Genomic DNA, 19,001 nt, shown 5'->3' on the forward strand with positions numbered 1-19,001 from the left:
GGTATCGAGGGCGTTCATCAGAGCGGGTCTGCCTTGTCGTTGGGCGGGCGGGCGTTAGCGGGTGGTCGTGGCCAGCCAGCCGAGCAGCGTGCTGGCGCTTTCGGCGAGGACCACGTCGTCGTAGGTCGCGTCCATGGCGCGACCGGGAGCGGCGATGCAATGCGCGGAGGTGTCTGCCATCGCGCGGTTGAGGCCGTCGAAACCGGGATGCGTGCTGCCCACATCGTCGCGATCGGCGACGGGTGCGATCAGCGCGAATGCCGGGTTGGCGACGATATGGCTGCAGCTTTCCGGGTCGGCGGCGCTACCGCGTCCGGTCAGGAAGGGGCGGTCGCTGCCGCGCGCCAGCTTGGCGGCCTGGGACAGCGCGCTGCGCAGGCGGGCGACGCCGTCGAAGTCGATGGTGCCGAGATCCGGCGGCGCGACCAGATCCGCGCCCGCGCCCTGGCGGGAGACCGCGTAGCGCATGCGCTGGTCCGGCTGCGGTGGCGGCAGGCCGAGGCTTTCATAGGGCAGCCAACCGACCTGGGCACCAATCGGGCAGCTTCCGGCCAGGCCTTCGCGTCCGCCCGCGCCATTGCTGCTGAGGTCGGGACAGGGCAGGCGCTTGTTCCTGAGCAGGAACGTGCGCACCGCTGCGCGTGCGGTTTCCGCCTCGGCCTGCGCACGCGCACGCGCGCGGACGTCGAGCACGCCCGAATAGGCGCCGCTGGCCAGCACGCTGAGCACGCCGATGATGCTGATCGTCACCGCCAGTTCGAGCACGGTGAATCCCGTGGCGCGATATGGCGGGGAGCGGCGTGGGCGGATGCCGGCGGTCATCTCAGCCACCGGTGGCAGGCAGGGTGGCCGGCGTCAGCGGCGGCAGGGTCGAGCCGGGCGCGCGCACGTCTGGATCCATCTGGGTCTGCAATTGACGGATCCTGGCCATCTTGGCCTCCATCTGCTGCTTGCGCTCGGGGCTGTCCGCCTGCTGCATCAGCTGCTGCAGCTCCTGCGCGACGTCCTGCATCTGTATGCTGATTTCGAGATTGCGGCGCACGGCGGGGAGATCGATCTGCGAAGTGACGGCCGGGTCATTCATCGCCTCCAGGGTGTCCAGCGCCTGGCGCAGGTGCGCATTGGTTTCCTTCGCACGCAGGCTGGCGGCGGCGGCCACGCCGCGGATCGACTGCTGCAGCTGCTGCAGCTGCTGCGCGCGCAGCGCGTCGGCGGCCGCGGCCTGCGGGGCGCGGTCGGCAGTGGCGCCGGTTGCGTCCTGTTGCAGCCACGGCGGCGGGGCCTCGTCGGCAGTCGCGGTCTGCGGGGCGGGGTCGGCGCTGTCGACGGCAGGTGCGTCGGCGGCAGCCACCGGCGGTGGTGTCGTGGCCGTGCCGCTGCGCGTCGCAAGCGCGCGCAGGGTCAGCACCACGACCAGGCCGACGACGACCAGCAGCGCGGCAGCCACGAGGATGACGCGGCGGTTGTTCATCGCGCGCCCCCGGTGGCCGCCTGCCCGGCAAATGGCGCCGGCAAGCGCAGGGTCAGGCGTTCGCCGCTGCTGGCGTCGAGGCTCACGTGGTCGCGGCCGATCGTGAGCACCCGGCTGCCGTCGGCCAGGCGTTCGCCGGCCCGCACCAGCACGCCATCGACGATTGCGCGACGGCCCTGGTCGGTGGACAGGATCAGGGTCAGCTGATGGCTGACGACGACGGGTTCGGCCGGCGTGCCTTCGTCAGACGCCAGCCCGGCGGGTGCGGCGGACGAGGGCGTGACCGCCGGGCTGGACGCAATCGCGACGGGGGCCAGGGCGAGCGCGTCCAGCGCCGCCAGGGCCTTCCGGTTCTGGTCGATGTTCAGCTGCAGCTGGGCGATCGCGGTCGAGCCTACTTCATCCGCATAGGCGTGGCGGACGCTGGGCTTGGCGACGATCATCGCGCTTCCCCAGGCGACCACGCAGAGCCACAGCGCCAGCGCCAGGCTGGCCGAATACTTGAGCTTCACGATGCCTTCTCCGGGGTGGTGGTGGCGGCCCGGCGCAGCAGGTAGGAGAACGCGCCGCCCACCGATTGCGAGCGCACGTTGCCCTGCTGAGGGTCGATCGCCTCGGGCAGGTAGCCGGCGGCGCGCAGGCGCTGCACGAAGCGCGCGACCTGCATGCCTTCGCTGTTGCCATTGGGGCCGTGGTTGACCATGCCGTCCACGCGCAGGCGATGGCCCTTGCCGCCGGTGTCGGCTTCCAGGCGCAGGCGCAGGATGCGGACATCGTCACCGGCAGCGCTGCGCAGTTCCTGCAGCGCCGCATTCGGGTCGAGTGCCTGCTGCAGGCCGGCCGCGCGGCTGACGAACTCCAGCAGCGATGGATACGCGTCGGGGATGGCCTGCTTCGGCTGCAGGCGGGCGATCTCGGCGTCAATCTCGGAGATCTGCGCATCAAGGTTGGCGGCACGCTCGTTGGCGGTGTGTGCGGCCAGCGACCAGCGACCGCCCAGCCCCCCCAGCGCCAGTGCCAGCACCAGCGAGGCCGCGCTGGCCCAGGGCAGCACCCGTTCGGCCATGTACATCAGGCGGCTGCTGAGCGGGTTGACCGCGGCCAGCGCATTGGCGTGCGCGACCAGGCCGGAAATCCCGCTGCGGTATTGCACGCCATCGGCGTCGCGAACCAGCGTGTGCGGGCCGAGCCGGACATGGGTGCCGCTGTTGGCGGAGAAAATCTCCATCAGGGCTTCGTCCAGCCAGCGGCTGGCGGTGATCGGAGCCACCGGCCGCGGCGCGGCGACCGGCGCGTCGTCGATGTCGTCCTCCACCGGCTGGGGCTCGAACTGCCCGTCGAACGTCATGTCGTCGTCCGCGGCGGTATCGGCAAGCGGCAGGCCCGGCGCGAATCGCGGCGACGGAGCGACGGAGCGCAGGGTCGGCGTCTCTTCGATGTGCACGCTGGCGTGCGCGCCGGTGGATGCGGCCGGTGCGCGGGTCAGGCAGCCGTACCATTCGACTTCCAGCGTTTCCAGCGCCTCGTCGGCGCCGGCCAGCTCGCGGCCGGCACGCTCGGCCAGTGCGCTGACGGTCATCGCCAGATCGCTTTCGGACTCGCTGTAAGCCAGCCCCGAAACGTGTACGATGCGGTTGCGCAGGTTGGCCACGAAGGTGAACTGGCGGCCGCTGTGCAGCACCACGCCGCGGCCGGGGCGCAGCATCCGCCACAGCAGGGCCAGCGATGGCACCAGCAGGCAGTGGTCGTCGTGATCCTCGGCCCAGGCGAACATCTGCTGCCAGCGATCCAGCGGCACGGCGGTGAACAGGGCCTGGTAGCCGTTGCCCACGGTCTTGCTCTGGTGGATCAGGATCTTGCTTTCGTTGTCGATCAGGCCGTCGGCGCGCAGGCGCTTCTCGATCAACGCCACCGCATGGGCGGGACTGCCTTCCAGCGAGATGACCTGGCTGACCCCGCCATCGAAATCGACGATGGCGACGGCCGAGCGATCAAGCTTGGGGCGGGTGTCCAGCCGGTTGACCCGGTTGCCGTCGAAGGCCAGCCACTGGCCGTCCATGTGCAGCAGAGACAAAGTGCTCATGGAGCCTCCGTGAGGATGGCCGGCGCGGCCGGCATCGCCTGGGTGCGGAACAGCAGGGTGCCGCGCAGGCTCAACATCAGCGGCGGACTGCGTGGATCAGTGGTGTCGAACAGGCCTTCGTCGGCGCGGGTCACCGACAACTCGAATGCCTCCGCGCCGAAGATCCGCTCCGAATTGCGGGTGACCCCGCCGAGCAGCGGATTGATCTCGTCCCGGACCAGCGGGGTCTGGCTGATGTTGATCAGGCGCTCGCCCCAGTTTTCCTGGACGAAACCGCCGGATTGCGCCCGCTGCACCAGCATCTTCGCGCCGTCCGCCAACTGCACCCGCAGGCGCGCCTCATGGCTGCGCTGCTGGGCGGCTGCCAGCGCCTGCTGGCGGCCGCCGACCTGCGCATAGGCTTCGGCCAGGTCGCTGCGGGCCCGGGTGAACCAGATCACGGCAACCAGCAGGGCTCCCATTGCGATGGCGAACAGCAGCAGCGAGGCCCGCCGCGACTGGCGGACCCGGTTATGCCAGGGAATGCTGGCGGAGACGGACGAGGTCATGGCCGTCGATCCTTACTGGTTCATCTTCAGGTGGGCGACCACGGTCAGCACCTGCTGGTCATCCGTCGCGGCGGCGTTGGCGGTGTTGTCGCCGGTGGCGTTGATGTCCTGACTGTTGTTGCCCAGCCACTGCGCGCCCGGATTGAACTCGGTGCCGGCGGCGCGGACCACGCCTTCCTGGCGGAAGGCGCCGTTCTGTGCGTCGGGCTTGCCGTCGATCGACTGGTCAAGCGCGCGTGCCAGATCCGGGGTGAGGCCGGTGATCACCATCACGTTGCCGGAACCGGAGGCGGTGCCCGGCGGATTCCATTGGAAGCAGACCTGGATTTCCTGCGGATTGCCGTTGGTATCCAGGTAGACGTAGCGGTCTTCCATGCCCTGGCCGCGGCCCGGCGGCATGGTGACGCCGGACTTCAGCATCAGGTTGCGCAGGTCGAAGTCGGGGCCGCTCTGGAACGGGCGCGCCATCTTCGGACCGGCGTTCTTGCGGCAGATCGCGTCGGGCGCGGTGGCATTGGCCATGTCGCCGCCGGACAGGGTGTCGGCGTTGCCGGCGAAATTGAAGCCGTTGACCATCAGGCGCGGTGCGCTCTGGTTGTCGCCGATCGGTGCGCCGAGCCGCTGCGCGTAAGTGTTGTAGGCGACCACCCACTGGTCGACGAACTTCTGCTTGATGCGGGTGTATTCGGCGTTGCGCTGGACGTCGCGGCCGATCATGACCGCGCCCAGGATCACGCCGATGATGACCAGCACCACCGCCATTTCGACCAAGGTGAAGCCACCCTGGCCCGCGCGGCGGCCAGTGATAGAGCGTGCTTGCATGAGTTTTCCCCTAAGAGATGGTGATAAGTGGACGCAGGCGGGCTGCCCCCGACGCAGCGCCTGGAAACGTAAATGCCGGGTGTAAGAGGCTCGTAAGAGCCTTGCGGGTGGCGGTTTCCCGATGCCGTCCTGCCGTGCGGGTTGGGCGCGGCGCGACAGCCAGTGGCCGGGGATGGGACAATGGGCATCCCCTCCGCCTTGCCCGATGCCATGACTGCGCCCAGCCGCCGCGACCTCGCCAACGCCATCCGTTTCCTCGCCATCGACGCGGTGCAGGCCGCCAACTCCGGCCACCCGGGCATGCCGATGGGCATGGCCGACATCGCCGAAGTGGTCTGGAACGACTACCTGAAGTGCAACCCGGCCAACCCGGGCTGGGCCGACCGCGACCGCTTCGTGCTGTCCAACGGGCACGGGTCGATGCTGCAGTACGCGCTGCTGCACCTGGCCGGCTATGACCTGCCGATCGACGAGCTGAAGCGCTTCCGCCAGCTGGGCAGCCGCACCCCGGGCCATCCGGAGAACCACGTCACCCCCGGCGTCGAGACCACCACCGGCCCGCTCGGCCAGGGCCTGGCCAACGCGGTCGGCTTCGCGCTGGCGGAAAAGCTGCTGGCGCAGCGCTTCAACCGCGACGGCCACGCCATCGTCGACCATCGCACCTGGGTGTTCCTGGGCGACGGCTGCCTGATGGAGGGCATCAGCCACGAGGCCGCCTCGCTGGCCGGCACCTGGGGCCTGGGCAAGCTGGTCGCGTTCTGGGACGACAACAAGATCAGCATCGACGGCAACACCGACGGCTGGTTCACCGACGACACGCCGAAGCGTTTCGAGGCCTACGGCTGGAACGTGATCCGCGGCGTCGACGGACATGACGCGGTGGAGATCAAGACCGCCATCGAGACCGCGCTGAAGTCGTCGGACAAGCCCACCCTGATCTGCTGCCGCACCACGATTGGTTTTGGCTCGCCCGCGAAGGCAGGCAAGGAATCCAGCCACGGTGCGCCGCTGGGCAAGGACGAAGTGCAGGCCACCCGCGATGCGCTGGGCTGGGCGCACGCGCCGTTCGAGATTCCGCAGGACATCTACGCCGGCTGGCGCGGGCGCGACCGCGCTGGCGCAGAGGCCGAGTGGAACACCCGCTTCGCCGCCTACAAGGTCGCGCATCCGGAAGCCGCCGCCGAATTCGAGCGCCGCCTGTCCGGCGCGCTGCCGGCCGGTTTCGAGGCCGCCGCCGATGCCTTCATCGCCAGGCTGCAGCAGGACGGCCCGGTGATCGCCAGCCGCAAGGCCTCGCAGAATGCGATCGAGGCGTTCGCGCCGCTGCTGCCGGAGCTGGTGGGCGGTTCGGCCGACCTGGCCCATTCCAACCTGACCCTGTGGAAGGGCAGCAAGTCGGTGGCCGGCAGCGACCCGGACGCCAACTACGTCTATTACGGCGTGCGCGAGTTCGGCATGACCGCCATCGGCAACGGCCTGGCCCTGCACGGCGGCTTCATTCCCTACGACGCCACCTTCCTGGTGTTCAGCGACTACGCCCGCAACGCGGTGCGCATGAGCGCATTGATGGACGTGCGCGCCATCCACGTCTATACCCATGACTCCATCGGCCTGGGCGAGGACGGCCCCACCCACCAGCCGGTGGAACACATGGCCTCGCTGCGCCAGATTCCCAACAACGACGTCTGGCGTCCCTGCGACGCGGTGGAATCGGCGGTGGCATGGAAGGCGGCCATCGCCCGCGCTAACGGCCCGTCCTGCCTGGTGTTCAGCCGCCAGAACCTGGCCCACCAGACGCGCACCGACGCGCAGTTGGCCGACATCGCGCGTGGCGGCTACGTGCTGAAGGACAGCGTGGGTGCGCCGGAGCTCATCCTGATCGCCACCGGCAGCGAGGTCGGGCTGGCCATGCAGGCTGCGGAGAGGCTGGGCGACAAGGTGCGCGTGGTGTCGATGCCGTCGACCGACGTGTTCGAGCGCCAGGATGCGGCCTATCGCGAGGCGGTGCTGCCGAAGGCCTGTCGCAAGCGGGTGGCGGTGGAGGCCGGCGTGACCGGTTTCTGGCGCCAGTACGTGGGCCTGGACGGCGCGGTGGTGGGCATCGACAGCTTCGGCGCCAGCGCCCCGGCCGATGCGCTGTTCCCGCACTTCGGGATTACCGTCGAACGTTTGATCGAAGTCAGCAACGCGCTCTGAAATCGCGCGTAGCCTTGCCCTTGCGATGATCCTGCGTTCCCGCCATTTCCGGCACTGGATGGCCCGTCTTGCACTGGCGGCCATCCTGCTGGTGTCGCTGATGCCCACCGTCAGCCGCTGGCTGGAAAGCGGTGCGCAGCGGCTGCCGGACATGGTGCTGGCGATGTGCACCAGCGACGGCATGGCGTTTACGAAGCCGAGCCTGCTGGCCGACAGCGGCGGCACGCCGGCGCCGATGCCGGCCGGCGGCATGCCCGACGAATACTGCGGTTACTGCCCGCTGCTGTCCGCGCTGGCGCCGGTGTTGCTGGCGCTGGCGCTGTTCCTGCCGCCGCTGCGCCGTCGCCTGCTGCCGGCGTCGACATTGCCCACCCCGCATGCGCCACCGCTGCTGCGCGGTCTGGGCGCGCGAGGGCCACCGATCCTGCTCTGAACCACAAGCGTTCCACCTGGCGGAATCCCGCCTCCCCACTTGTGCTTTGGAGCCAACATGAATCCCCTTCGTTCCGCGACGGCCGCGCCGTCGCGCCGCGTGCTTGCCTGCGCGCTGGCCGCCGTGCTGTTCCCCGTTTCCGCCATCGCCGCAGACGGCGACGATGCGAAAAACCTCGACCGCGTGGTGGTCATCGGCATGCCCACCCAGCCGCTGACCTTCGAAACCGATCCCAAGCTGCCGCGCCAGCCGGTGCCGGCCAGCGACGGCGCCGACTACCTCAAGACCATTCCCGGCTTCACCGCGCTGCGCAACGGCGGCACCAATGGCGACCCGGTGCTGCGCGGCATGTTCGGTTCGCGCCTGAACCTGCTGACCAACGCCGGCAGCATGCACGGCGCCTGCCCGTCGCGGATGGACAACGCGATGTCCTACGTCGCCCCGGAAACCTTCGATGCGCTGGTGGTGGTGAAGGGCCCGCAGACCGTGCGGTGGGGGCCCGTGGGCTCGGCCGGCACGGTCCGCTTCGAACGCGACACGCCGCGCTTCGAGCAACGCGAACTGCGCGCGCAGGGCAGCCTGCTCGGCGGCAGCTTCGGCCGCAACGACCAGGTGCTGGAGCTGCTGGCCGGCGCCCCGCGCGGCTACGCGCGGCTGGATGCCAACCGTTCGGAAGCGCGCGACTACGAGGACGGCGATGGTGCGCGCGTCCCCTCGGCGTGGCACAAGTGGAACGCCGACCTGGCGCTGGGCTGGACGCCCGATGCCGACACCCTGTTGGAACTGTCGGTCGGCGCCGGCGATGCGCAGGCGCGCTACGCTGGCCGCGGCATGGACGGTTCGCAGTTCCGTCGCGACAGCCTCGGCCTGCGTTTCGAGAAGGCCTTCGCCGGCACCCTGCGCAAGGTGGAGGCCAACGCCTACCGCAACGCCGCCGACCACGTGATGGACAACTACACGCTGCGCGATCCCAATCCGCTGGGCAGCATGCCGATGCCGATGGGGTCCAACGTCGAGCGCACCACCACCGGCGGGCGGGTGGCGCTGGAGTGGGGTTGGCAGGCGTTCTCGCTGGTCGCCGGCGTGGACGCGCAGCGCAGCGACCACCGCCGCCGCAATGCCATGGGGCGCGATGCGTGGCGCGCACAGCCGTGGACCGACGATGCCGGCTTCCGCCAGCAGGGCGTGTTCGCGGAAAGCACTTGGACGCTGTCCGGGGCGCATCGGTTGGTGGCGGGCGCGCGGGTCGACCGCGCCGAAGTCACCGACCATCGCGCCACGCTGGGCGCGATGGTCAACCCCAGCTTCGGCCAGACCCGCAGCGAAACCCTGCCGGCCGGTTTCCTCCGTTTTGAACGCGACATCGTCGGCAGCGGCTTCGGCTGGTTCGCGGGCGTGGGCCACACCCGGCGCATGCCCGACTACTGGGAGCTGTTCTCGCCCAATCGCGGGCCGATGGGCAGCGCCAACGCCTTCCTCGGCGTGCAGCCCGAGAAGACCACCCAGCTCGATGCCGGCCTGCAGTGGCGCGGCGCGCGCGGCAGCGCGTGGGTGTCCGGCTACCTCGGGCGCGTGGACGACTTCATCCTGTTCCGTTACATGAGCGGCGGCATGATGGGCAGCACCTCGATGGCGAGCAATGTCGATGCGCGCATCCACGGTGCCGAAGCCGGCGGCGAGTTCCGCCCGACGAAGGACTGGACGCTGGGCGGCAGCGTGGCCTGGGCCTGGGGCGCGAACGCCGATGCCGGCACCGCGCTGCCGCAGATGACGCCGCTGGAGGGCCGCTTCACCGCCGCCTGGGACAACGGCCGCTGGAACGCCGGCGTGCTGCTGCGGGCGGTGGCAGCGCAGGCCCGCGTGGCCGCAAGCCAGGGCAACGTCACCGGTCGCGACCTCGGCCCCAGCAAGGGCTTCGCCACGCTGGCGCTCAATGGCGGCTATCGTGTCAGCGAGCGGGTGCAGGTGTCCGCCGGCGTCGACAACCTGTTCGACCGCCGCTACAGCGAGCATCTGAACCTGGCCGGCAACGCCGACTTCGGCTACCCGGCAATGCCGGTGCGGATCAACGAGCCGGGGCGCAATCTCTGGCTGAAGCTCAATTTCTCGCTGTGAAGCGTGTGCCGCGCGTGGCCGGTCAATCCCGCCGCGCGCGGCATCGGGCGAAACCGATACCGAGGTGCAAGCAATGAAGCAATGGACAGGTGGGATCGTGGCGCTGTGCCTGCTGGCGACCGGCGCGATGGCGGGCAACGCACACGTGCAGGTGCGTGACGCGTGGACACGCGCTGTGCCGGCGGTGGCGCCGGTGGCTGGCGGGTTCCTCACGGTGGTCAACGACGGCGATGTCGATGATCGCCTGCTGCGGGTGGAAAGCGACATCGCGCAGCGGGTGGAACTCCACCAGATGCGCAACGACGGCGGCGTGATGCGGATGCGCGCGCTGCTCGACGGCGTGGCCGTGCCCGCGCACGGCAAGCTCGAACTCAAGCCCGGCGGCTACCACCTGATGCTGATCAAGCCGCGGCGCGCGCTGGTGGAAGGCGGCCACTTCGAGGCCACGCTGGTGTTCCAGCGCGCCGGGCGGGTGCCGGCCCGGTTCGAGGTGCGCGCGATGGGGGCGGGCCGCTAGCAAGCGGATGCCGCCGGTTGGCCCTGTCCGTGAGCACCGGGCATCCAGCCTCCTCGGTGTGCAAGGCATGGCGCCTGCAGCTCGCAGGCGCCCATTGCGGCAGGTCGCCCTGCGATTCCGCTTGACATGAACATTTACGTCTGTAATCTGAAGAAAAGATTACGGGCGTAAACGATGCAGATCAGCGAAGCCGAGTCGGTGGTGATGGACGTGCTGTGGGCGCGCAGCCCGCTGGGTGCGGACGAAGTGGCACAGGCGCTGGCCGGCCGCCAGGACTGGCAGGACGCCACCATCAAGACCCTGCTCAACCGCCTGCTCAACAAGGGCGCGATCCGGGCCGAGAAAGACGGTCGCCGCTATCTGTACTCGCCGATGGTCAAGCGCGAGGACTGGGTGCTGGCGGAAAGCCGCGGCCTGCTGGAGCGGTTGTTCGACGGCCGGGTGGCGCCGCTGGTGGCGCATTTTTCCGCCCACCGCAAGCTGAGCAAGAAGGACGTGGCCGAACTGCGCAAGCTGCTGGAGGAGATCGACGATGGCAAGCCATGAGCTGTTGCAGGGATTGATCGAAGCCACCCTTGCCGGCAGCGCGGCGATCCTGCTGGTGCTGGCCCTGCGCTGGCCGCTGCGGCGTGCGTTCGGCGCGCGGGCGGCCTATGCACTGTGGCTGCTGGTGCCGCTGGCCATCGTGGCAACGTTGCTGCCGCCGGCGACCGCCGATGCCGTGCGCGCGCCGGCGGTGCGGATGCTGGTGCTGCCGGCGGACTTCGCCGTGACCGCGGCGCCCGCGCAGACCGGCATCGATTGGCGCGGCCTGCTGCCCGGCCTCTGGCTGTGCGGTGCGCTGGCCTGCGGGCTGCTGCTGTGGCGCGCGCAAACCGCATTCCGGCGCGGGCTGGGACGGTTGCTGCCGCATGGCGAGGCGCTGCGCGCGCAGACCGTCAGCGCGGGCCTGCCGGCGACGCTTGGCCTATGGCATCCGCAGGTGGTGCTGCCGGCCGATTTCGATACGCGCTTTGAACCGGAACAGCGCGCGCTGGTGCTGGCGCACGAACGCCGTCACATCGCCCGCCGCGATCCCTGGGCCAACGCCGTCGCCGCGCTGCTGCGCTGCCTGTTCTGGTTCAACCCGCTGCTTCACTTCGCCGCCGCGCGCATGCGCCACGACCAGGAACTGGCCTGCGATGCCGACGTGCTCGCCGCCCATCCGCAGCAGCGTCGCTCCTATGGCGATGCCCTGCTTAATGCCCAGCTCGCGCTGCAGGTCGCACCGCTGGGCTGTCACTTCGGCTTCGGCCACCCGCTCAAGGAGAGAATTGCCATGCTTGCTCATCCCGTTTCGACGAATCGGCGCTGGTTGGGCAGCGCTGCCTTGGCCTGCCTGCTGCTGGGTGGTGGTTACGCGGCATGGGCGGCGCAGCCGGCGACGCCGGCGGCTGTTCCGGCAAATGGCATCGCCGCCGACATCGTGTTGCGCGTGGACGAGGACGCGCCGCGCGCGCTGCGCATCGTGAGCGAGGCGGACAAGCCGTTCTCCCTGGAGTCCGACGCCAACGGCAGGCGCTTCACCATTGCCGGAACCGTGTCGCGTGTCGCCCATCAGGACAAGCCCGCGATGCTGCTGCAGCTGCGCATCGACGAAGGCGGCAAGCGGATCGCGGAGCCGAAGCTGGTCGTGGTGAATGGCAAGCCGGCCGCAGTCCATCTGGGAACCGAGGCGCAGGCGCAGGATGGCGGCAAGGCGTTCAAGGGCCTGCGGCTCGACATCACCCTGACCGACTCGACAAAGGCGCCTGTGGTCACCATGAACCGGAGCCAGGCCAACATGCGCGAGATGATCAGCGGCCTGGCGCGCGATCACGGTATGGCGGTGACCGGATTGGAGCTGATTCCAGAGAAGCAGCAGGTGTCGATGGGCCTCGATGGCATTCCGTTGGAAACGGTGCTTGCGCTGGTCGGGGAGTCGATGGATCTGGATGTGCGTCAAGTCGGCAAGCGGATCGAGATTTCGCCGAAGAAAGGCGGTGCTGCCGCCAGTGCATCGACCCTTCAGCCAGGGCAGGTCATGGATGCGTCGCGCGCGCTGCATCCTCCGCGTTATCCGGCCGACGCGCTGAAGGAAGGCAAGACCGGGGTGACGGTGCTGGTGGTGGACATCGATGCCCGCGGCGGCGTCACCGGCACCAGGGTCGAGCGGTCGTCCGGCGACGCGCGGCTCGACGGCGCCGCGCAGGAGGCAGCGGCGAAGTGGCGGTTCATGCCTGCGAGGAAGCAGGGCCGGCCGGTGGCCAGCAAGGTGCGGGTCCCGGTGGAGTTCGCGCAGGACGAACCGACGCAGCAGGCGGGTTGAGCATGCCGGTTCGGTGGAGCGAGGCGGCGCCCGCGAGCGTCGTGGTGCTGCTGTCCGCAGTGGCCGGCTGCGCCTCGCAGCCGGCCGCGCCGCCGCCGCGCGAAGGCTATGCCGCCGACGGCGCGGTCAGCGCGGAAATCGTCGAAACCATCGATGCGGGTGCGCGCTACCAGCCGATGCCGGGCAGCAGCTATCTCAGTCCCTTGCCGGTTCGCGACAATGCCAAACCCGAGTATCCGCCGGCGTTGCTGGACCGTCGCCTGCCGCCGGCCGAAGTGGTGGTGCGGCTGATCGTGGATGGCGCCGGCAAGGTGGCCGACGCGCGCATCATGGAAAACGCCGGCGGTGAGCCGGCGTTCGCGGAAGCGGTGCTGGTGGCGGTGCGCGGCTGGACGTTTTTCCCGCTCAAGCGCGTGACCGGCAGGGTAGTGGAGCCGCTGCCGTTCACCCAGGAATACCGCTTCGTATTCCGCCAGGTCAACGGCCGCGCGGTGGTGGAGCTGGGCGGCTGAAACCCGCTCAGGGCGCCGCCTGCGCGCCCAGCGCCTGGTTCAACAGCTGCGCCAGCCGTTTGCCGGCCAGCTGCACGCGCGCCTCGGCCAGCGGGCGGAACCTGTCCAGGTAGGCGTGATCCATCTTGTGCTGGTCGTCGGCCGGATACAGGCCGTGGACATCGATCAGCCTGCAGGAAGCGGCGGCCCATTCCAGCAGTACGCCGGCACCAGGGCGCGGCGCGGCGGGCGTGGCGATGCCGGTGTCCAGTGCGTCGGCGTAGTCGCGCAGCCCCAGCCCGCGGCTGGCCAGGATGTAATAGTCCCAGACCGAGTGCAGGTTGGTGCCCATCACGCCGTCGACATAGCTCTTGCGCGCATAGGCCTCGGGCTCCAGCGGCGTGCGCAGGCTGACCTGGAAGCGGTTGCCGCCGCTGTCGGTGCGGTTGCCCGCGTGCATCGGCTGGTGTTCGTCGCCAACCAGGTGGACCACGAACTTCAGCGCATCGCGACGGGCTGCGAGCGGCTGCTTGCGGTCGGCGAGGATGGCCAGCTGGCGGTCCAGCGCGCCGACGACGCAGTCGCCGTCCGGGCAGTCGCGGACCAGGTCGAAATCGCAGCCGCCGCCCTTGGCGTTGATGTAGTGCCAGCGCGAGGTCGCCTTGAAGCGCTCGGGGTCGGTGCTGCGCAGCTCGTCGGCCCAGGAGGCGACGCCGGCCAGGGTGGGCGTGGGCTCGCCGGCCAGCAGGCGGGCGATTTCGGCCCGGGCCTTCGGATCGAGATGGCGTTGCGCCAGCTCGCCGACCAGGGCGTGGCCCAGCGGCGCCCAGGCGAGCGCGGTGGAGGTGGCGCCCAGGCAGAGCAGGGCCGCAGCAAGCAGGGGGCGGAAACGGAGTCGGATGGCCATGCCGGGAGGATACCCCGGCATGGTCGCCACCGGATGACCGGATCAGAACGCGAAAACGTAGGCGACGCCGTACACCGAAGGGTCGATGTTGACGGTGTTGCGGGTGCCCAGGTTCGCACCGTTCAGCTTGACCTTGGTGTCGATGTCGATGGTGCGGTAGTCCACGCGCAGCGCGGCCTTCTCGGCGAGCTTGAAGTCGATGCCGACGTGGCCGGCCAGCCCCCAGGAATCCGACAGCGACAGCGAGGTGCCGGCGATCGGGCCTTCGGTCCTGGTGCTGAAGAAGCGGGTGTAGTTCACCCCGGCACCGACGAACGGACGCAGCTTGCCCTGGCCGAAGTGGTACTGCAGCGACACCGTCGGCGGCAGGTGCTTGGTGGAGCCGACCTTGCCCACGCCGGCCACGTCGATGTCGTGCTGGAACGGCAGCGCCGCCAAGACCTCCACGCCCAGGTTGTCTTTCAGGAAATACTCGGCAGTGATGGTCGGGCGGAGGTTGTTGCCCACGTCCATCCTGAGGTTGCCGAGCGGAGTGGCGGTCAGGGTGCCGTTGTTGGACTTGGGGGCGACGTTGTGGGCGCCGATGCCGATGGTCCAGGTGCCGGTGGACTGGGCAAGCGCGGGGGTGGCGGCCAAGGCCAGGGCACTGACCAGGATGGTGCGGGGGAAGTGCATGCTGCGGGACTCCATGGGTGGGTTTGTTTCAACTGAAACAAATGATCCGCCCGCCCATCCGCGCCGGTATTGATCGGGATCAAACCGGTCCCGGCGGTCGCGTCGGGGCGATCCGGTAGAATGCGGGTTTGCCCAATCCCGTCAGGAGTCTCGTTCCATGGCCATCAAGGTCGGCATCAACGGTTTCGGTCGCATCGGGCGCTGCGTGTTCCGCGCGGCGGTGCAGAACTTCGGCGACGACATCGAGATCGTCGGCATCAACGACCTGCTGGAGCCGGACTACCTGGCCTACATGCTGCGCTACGACTCCGTGCACGGCCGCTTCGACGGCGACGTGAAGGTCGAGAACGGCCAGCTGGTGGTGAACGGCAAGACCATCCGCCTGACCGCCGAGCGCGACCCGGCCAACCTGAAGTGGGATGCAGTGGGCGCCGACGTGGTGCTGGAGTCCACCGGCCTGTTCCTCACCGACGAGACCGCGCGCAAGCACATCGCCGCCGGTGCGAAGAAGGTGCTGATGTCGGCGCCGTCGAAGGATGCCACCCCGATGTTCGTGTACGGCGTGAACCACGCCAAGTACGCAGGCGAGGACGTGATCTCCAACGCCTCCTGCACCACCAACTGCCTGGCCCCGATCGCCAAGGTGCTGAACGACAAGTGGGGCATCAAGCGCGGCCTGATGACCACCGTGCACGCCGCCACCGCCACCCAGAAGACCGTCGACGGCCCGTCCAACAAGGACTGGCGCGGCGGCCGCGGCATCCTCGAGAACATCATTCCGTCCAGCACCGGCGCGGCCAAGGCGGTCGGCGTGGTGATCCCGGAACTCAACAAGAAGCTCACCGGCATGAGTTTCCGCGTGCCGACCAGCGACGTGTCCGTGGTCGACCTGACCGTCGAGCTGGAGAAGCCCGCCACCTACGCCGAGATCTGCGCGGAGATGAAGGCGCAGAGCGAAGGAGCGCTGAAGGGCATCCTGGGCTACACGGAAGACAAGGTGGTCGCCACCGATTTCCGCGGCGACGCCCGCACCAGTGTCTTCGACGCCGAGGCCGGCATCGCCCTGGACGACACCTTCGTCAAGCTGGTCAGCTGGTACGACAACGAATGGGGCTACTCGAACAAGTGCCTCGAGATGGTCAAGGTGATGGCCGGCAAGTAAGCCCGCGCCGTTCGCCGCCATGGAAAAGCCCCGCCTTGAGCGGGGCTTTTTCGTCCTTCACTCGCCGATGGCGGAGCGGATCAGCAGCTTGAGCTTGTCGGGCACGCCGTCCCACTTGCTGGCGTCGGGCAGCGCCGGCTTCTTCACCGCCAGCACCGGCCACTGCGTCGCCAGTTCCGCGTTGATGGCGAGGAAGGGCTCCTGCCCCGCCGGCACGTCGTCCTCGGCATAGATCGCGCCGACCGGGCATTCGTCCACGCACAGGGTGCAGTCGATGCAGCTTTCCGGATCGATGACGAGGAAGTTCGGGCCTTCGTGGAAGCAGTCGACCGGGCACACCTCCACGCAGTCGGTGTGCTTGCAGTTGATGCAGTTCTCGGTGACGACGTGGGTCATGGGCGCGACGCGGGTCTTCCAGTCTGCCGTGGGCGGCGCCGGCCGGGCCATGACCCAGGTCAAGGCGGGACTGCCGCGCGGGGGGATAATCGTCGCCGCCCGCAATGCCGCGCCGCCAGGAGTCCCGCCCGCCATGCCGCATCCGGCCGCAGCCCCCGCCCCGGAAGAGGCGATCCCCGCGTTCGCACAGATCGAGGCACTGGTGGATCGCTTCTATGACCGCATCCAGGTGCACCCCGAACTCGGCCCGGTGTTCAATGCCGCGGTCCACGACTGGCCCGAGCACAAGCGCCTGCTGACCTCGTTCTGGGCGTCGGTGATCCTGCGCGCCGGCAGCTATCGCGGCAATCCGATGGCGGCGCACCACGGCCACCCGATCACCACCGCGCACTTCGTGCAGTGGCTGGCGCTATGGCGGGAAACCGCCGATGCGCTGCTGGCCCCTGCGCAGGCGGAACTGGTGCACGAGTACGCCAGCCGCATCGGGCGCAGCCTGCGCTACGGCCTGGGATTGCCGGAGCCAGGCGATGGCCGGATCCCGCTCGGACCGCGGCCGCCCTTGCCGCGCGGCGGCTGAGCGCGGATGCGCAGTGGGATCAGGCGTAGAACATCAGCTTCGCCAGCACCACGATCCCGACCATCAGGGTCAGCACCACGCGGTGGGTATGCCGGAACCGGCAGGGGTCCATGGTGCCATTTCGTCCGGCGCGCACCGCGCCGATGAAGACCACCAGCACCCCGAATGCGAGCAGCGCCTTTAATGCCAGCAGCCAGCCCCATCCGAACCGCGGCTGGAGGCAGGAAAAACCGTTGCAGCGGATGTGGAAGAGGGCGAAGCCGCTGAGGAACAGCAAGCCAACGAAGCCCGGCATCAGGCGGCGCGCGCGCGCCATCACCGCCTGCTCGATCCGCTCCATCAGCGCGTGGTCGAAGTTGCGGTGGAGCGACTCCAGCACCAGCACCTCGAAGCACACCGCGCCCACGAACACGATCGCGCAGGACAGGTGCAGCAGCAGGATCAGCGGATACCACGATGCCATGGCGCGAACTTACGCCGTGCACGCCGGACAGTCCGTGATCCGGGTCAAGACGACGACGCGCCGGGTGCGGATGCTGTGGTAGAAAGCGGAGGATGAGCGAGACCCCGCCGCCCCCGGCCTGGAGCCTGCGCAAACGTCTGGCCAGAGGACTGGTGCTGACCGCTATGCTGCCGATGGTGCTGTTCGCAGCAATCCTGCTGGTGAGCGAGTGGCAGCGCAACCGCGACGAGCTGATGCGGCGGCTGGATGCGAACGCGACCCTCAATGCCGCGGTGGTCGACGACTTCCTCGACAGTCAGCTGGCCGGTGTGCGCCTGCTGGCCAACCAGATGAGCGACGATCCCGCTCGGCGCGGTGAGGAGCTCGGGCGGTTGCTGGACATCTATCCCTCGATGCTGCGCGTGCATCTGGTGGATGCCCGCGGGGATGTTGTGGCCGTTCGCGATGCGCGCGGCCGCGCCCTGCCGCCGCTGCCCGGGCTGGTGGCTGGGGAAGTCTGGTTCCAGTCCATGCGCAGCGGATCGGGCGCTGCCGTCTCCGGCGTCTATCGGCGCAGCGCCTACGGCACGGAGGAGGTGGTCGGCGTCGCCGCGCCGCTCCTGCGTGACGGTCGCTTTGCCGGTGCCCTGCAGGCGGAGATTCCGGTGCAGACCTTCACCCGCCTGACGGCGGAAAGCCTGGGCCGCCGTGGATTGGCGATGCTCCTGCTGGATGCCGACAACCGGGTTGTGCATGCGGGCCCGGAGCTGCGTTGGACCCCCCGGGCCGAGGCGGGGGCCGATGGCCTGGCGCTGCAACGCAATGCCATCACGCCGGGACGCGGAGCGCGGATCCTGCGCATGGATGGTTTGCTGCGCGACGGCGGCACCGCTTATGTCGAGGCGGTGGCCATGCGCAATGGCTGGACCCTGGTCCTGGTGGCCTCGCGCAGCCACCTGCTGGTGCCGCTGCTGCCGCGCCTGCTGTTGCTTGCGGCGCTGCTGGCGGTGAGTGTTGCAGGCGTGGCCTGGGCGCTGTGGCTGCAGCGCCGCCTGCTGGGCCGGAGCATCGGCTACCTGCTGGGCAGTCTGCGCGGGTATGCGCTGGGCGGCAGGATGGTGTCGGACCGGAACGACGCCATCCCGGAAGAGCTGCGGCCGCTGGCCGACGGCATCGGCGAGCTGGGCGCGCGCATGAACGCGGCGTTCGACGATCTGCAGACGGCGTTGGAGGAGCGCGAGCACGAGATCGCCGCGCGCACCGCTTCGCTGCGCGAAGCGGTCTCCGAGCTCGACCGCCTCAGCCGCACCGACGCGATGACCGGCTGCCTCAACTACCGCGGGTTCACCGAGACCGGCGAGCGGCTGTTCAGCGAGGCGCGTGCAAGCGGCCGTTCGCTGTCCGTGCTCGCGCTCGATATCGACCATTTCAAGCGCTACAACGACCTCTACGGCCATGCCGAGGGCGACGGTGCGTTGCGCCGCTTTGCCGGCGCGGTGCGCAGCGCGCTGCTGCATGCCGATGACGTGCTGGCGCGTCCGGGTGGCGAGGAGTTCACCGTGTTCCTGCCGGCCACCGACCACGCGCAGGCGCTGCAGGTGGGGGCGCGCGTCTGCCAGCGGGTGCGTGATGCCGACATCGCGCACCTGGGTTCGCCCAAGGGGCGGCTGACCGTCAGCGTCGGAGTGGCGACGCTGCAGCCGGGCGACGCCGACCTGGAGGATGTCCTGCGCCGCGCCGACGCCGCGCTGTATCGGGTCAAGGCGGCGGGGCGCGACGGCGTGGGCGCCTGAGCGCACGCCCCGCTGACGCGGTGCGT

Annotated in this window: 20 protein-coding genes; 10 read left to right on the plus strand and 10 right to left on the minus strand. The window is 69.5% G+C overall.

The features are described 5' to 3' along the window. Positions 1-54: 54 nt before the first annotated feature. The 6 genes from SPK54_RS03725 to SPK54_RS03750 are packed head-to-tail and all read right to left on the minus strand — an operon-like array spanning position 55 to position 4,924. Positions 55-822: a prepilin-type N-terminal cleavage/methylation domain-containing protein gene (locus SPK54_RS03725; RefSeq protein ID WP_330946585.1), complete on the minus strand. Its 768-nt coding sequence runs from the start codon at positions 820-822 to the stop codon at positions 55-57. A gap of 1 nt (position 823) precedes the next feature. Continuing rightward, positions 824-1,471 carry a hypothetical protein gene (locus tag SPK54_RS03730; RefSeq protein ID WP_330946586.1) on the minus strand — a complete coding sequence of 216 codons (648 nt, stop codon included), beginning with the start codon at positions 1,469-1,471 and terminating at the stop codon, positions 824-826. Continuing rightward, positions 1,468-1,983 carry a hypothetical protein gene (locus SPK54_RS03735; protein WP_330946587.1) on the minus strand — a complete coding sequence of 172 codons (516 nt, stop codon included), beginning with the start codon at positions 1,981-1,983 and terminating at the stop codon, positions 1,468-1,470. The genes SPK54_RS03730 and SPK54_RS03735 overlap by 4 nt, the downstream gene beginning before the upstream one ends. Beyond that, positions 1,980-3,554, minus strand: coding sequence for a hypothetical protein (locus tag SPK54_RS03740; protein ID WP_330946588.1), 1,575 nt, complete (start codon positions 3,552-3,554; stop codon positions 1,980-1,982). The genes SPK54_RS03735 and SPK54_RS03740 overlap by 4 nt, the downstream gene beginning before the upstream one ends. Then, positions 3,551-4,102: a hypothetical protein gene (locus SPK54_RS03745; RefSeq protein ID WP_330946589.1), complete on the minus strand. Its 552-nt coding sequence runs from the start codon at positions 4,100-4,102 to the stop codon at positions 3,551-3,553. Before SPK54_RS03745 ends, SPK54_RS03740 begins: the two co-directional genes overlap by 4 nt. 12 nt (positions 4,103-4,114) lie before the next feature. Next, positions 4,115-4,924 (minus strand): prepilin-type N-terminal cleavage/methylation domain-containing protein, encoded by an 810-nt coding sequence (locus SPK54_RS03750; RefSeq protein ID WP_330946590.1) that lies wholly within the window; start codon positions 4,922-4,924, stop codon positions 4,115-4,117. Positions 4,925-5,134: 210 nt separating this feature from the next. Here SPK54_RS03750 and tkt point away from each other — a divergent pair, with 210 nt between their 5' ends. The 7 genes from tkt (at position 5,135) to SPK54_RS03785 (ending at position 13,044) form a co-directional block, all read left to right on the plus strand. Beyond that, complete coding sequence (gene tkt, locus SPK54_RS03755) at positions 5,135-7,120, plus strand: transketolase (RefSeq protein ID WP_330946591.1); 1,986 nt, start codon at positions 5,135-5,137, stop codon at positions 7,118-7,120. Between the two features lie 25 nt (positions 7,121-7,145). Continuing rightward, positions 7,146-7,553, plus strand: a complete 408-nt coding sequence (locus SPK54_RS03760; protein ID WP_330946592.1) for a DUF2946 family protein — start codon at positions 7,146-7,148, stop codon at positions 7,551-7,553. A gap of 57 nt (positions 7,554-7,610) precedes the next feature. Then, positions 7,611-9,668: a TonB-dependent copper receptor gene (locus SPK54_RS03765; RefSeq protein ID WP_330946593.1), complete on the plus strand. Its 2,058-nt coding sequence runs from the start codon at positions 7,611-7,613 to the stop codon at positions 9,666-9,668. A gap of 73 nt (positions 9,669-9,741) precedes the next feature. Continuing rightward, positions 9,742-10,185 carry a copper chaperone PCu(A)C gene (locus SPK54_RS03770; RefSeq protein WP_330946594.1) on the plus strand — a complete coding sequence of 148 codons (444 nt, stop codon included), beginning with the start codon at positions 9,742-9,744 and terminating at the stop codon, positions 10,183-10,185. Positions 10,186-10,359: 174 nt separating this feature from the next. Continuing rightward, a complete protein-coding gene (locus tag SPK54_RS03775) occupies positions 10,360-10,731 on the plus strand; it encodes a BlaI/MecI/CopY family transcriptional regulator (RefSeq protein WP_330946595.1) in 372 nt (123 codons plus the stop codon). After that, the gene (locus tag SPK54_RS03780; protein WP_330946596.1) at positions 10,718-12,532 is read left to right on the plus strand and encodes a TonB family protein; all 1,815 of its coding nucleotides are present in this window, start codon (positions 10,718-10,720) and stop codon (positions 12,530-12,532) included. Before SPK54_RS03775 ends, SPK54_RS03780 begins: the two co-directional genes overlap by 14 nt. Before the next feature lie 2 nt (positions 12,533-12,534). Continuing rightward, positions 12,535-13,044 carry a TonB family protein gene (locus SPK54_RS03785; RefSeq protein ID WP_330946597.1) on the plus strand — a complete coding sequence of 170 codons (510 nt, stop codon included), beginning with the start codon at positions 12,535-12,537 and terminating at the stop codon, positions 13,042-13,044. Positions 13,045-13,051: 7 nt separating this feature from the next. Here SPK54_RS03785 and SPK54_RS03790 read toward each other — a convergent pair whose 3' ends face one another. After that, complete coding sequence (locus tag SPK54_RS03790; RefSeq protein ID WP_330946598.1) at positions 13,052-13,930, minus strand: S1/P1 nuclease; 879 nt, start codon at positions 13,928-13,930, stop codon at positions 13,052-13,054. Between the two features lie 42 nt (positions 13,931-13,972). Beyond that, positions 13,973-14,605: an OmpW family outer membrane protein gene (locus tag SPK54_RS03795; RefSeq protein ID WP_330946599.1), complete on the minus strand. Its 633-nt coding sequence runs from the start codon at positions 14,603-14,605 to the stop codon at positions 13,973-13,975. Between the two features lie 157 nt (positions 14,606-14,762). Here SPK54_RS03795 and gap point away from each other — a divergent pair, with 157 nt between their 5' ends. Further along, complete coding sequence (gene gap / locus SPK54_RS03800; protein WP_330946600.1) at positions 14,763-15,767, plus strand: type I glyceraldehyde-3-phosphate dehydrogenase; 1,005 nt, start codon at positions 14,763-14,765, stop codon at positions 15,765-15,767. A gap of 57 nt (positions 15,768-15,824) precedes the next feature. On the opposite strand, the gene fdxA is transcribed toward gap, so the two are convergent. Beyond that, positions 15,825-16,163, minus strand: a complete 339-nt coding sequence (fdxA, locus tag SPK54_RS03805) for a ferredoxin FdxA (protein WP_330946601.1) — start codon at positions 16,161-16,163, stop codon at positions 15,825-15,827. A gap of 133 nt (positions 16,164-16,296) precedes the next feature. Here fdxA and SPK54_RS03810 point away from each other — a divergent pair, with 133 nt between their 5' ends. Continuing rightward, on the plus strand, positions 16,297-16,740 hold the full coding sequence (locus tag SPK54_RS03810; protein ID WP_330946602.1) for a group III truncated hemoglobin: 444 nt from the start codon (positions 16,297-16,299) through the stop codon (positions 16,738-16,740). A 19-nt stretch (positions 16,741-16,759) separates the two neighbouring features. On the opposite strand, the gene SPK54_RS03815 is transcribed toward SPK54_RS03810, so the two are convergent. Beyond that, on the minus strand, positions 16,760-17,203 hold the full coding sequence (locus SPK54_RS03815; protein WP_330946603.1) for a hypothetical protein: 444 nt from the start codon (positions 17,201-17,203) through the stop codon (positions 16,760-16,762). Positions 17,204-17,295: 92 nt separating this feature from the next. Here SPK54_RS03815 and SPK54_RS03820 point away from each other — a divergent pair, with 92 nt between their 5' ends. Next, complete coding sequence (locus SPK54_RS03820) at positions 17,296-18,975, plus strand: sensor domain-containing diguanylate cyclase (RefSeq protein ID WP_330946604.1); 1,680 nt, start codon at positions 17,296-17,298, stop codon at positions 18,973-18,975. Positions 18,976-19,001 lie beyond the last annotated feature (26 nt).

It is taken from the genome of Thermomonas sp. LB-4, assembly GCF_036409385.1.
In the GTDB taxonomy this organism is placed as follows: domain Bacteria; phylum Pseudomonadota; class Gammaproteobacteria; order Xanthomonadales; family Xanthomonadaceae; genus Thermomonas.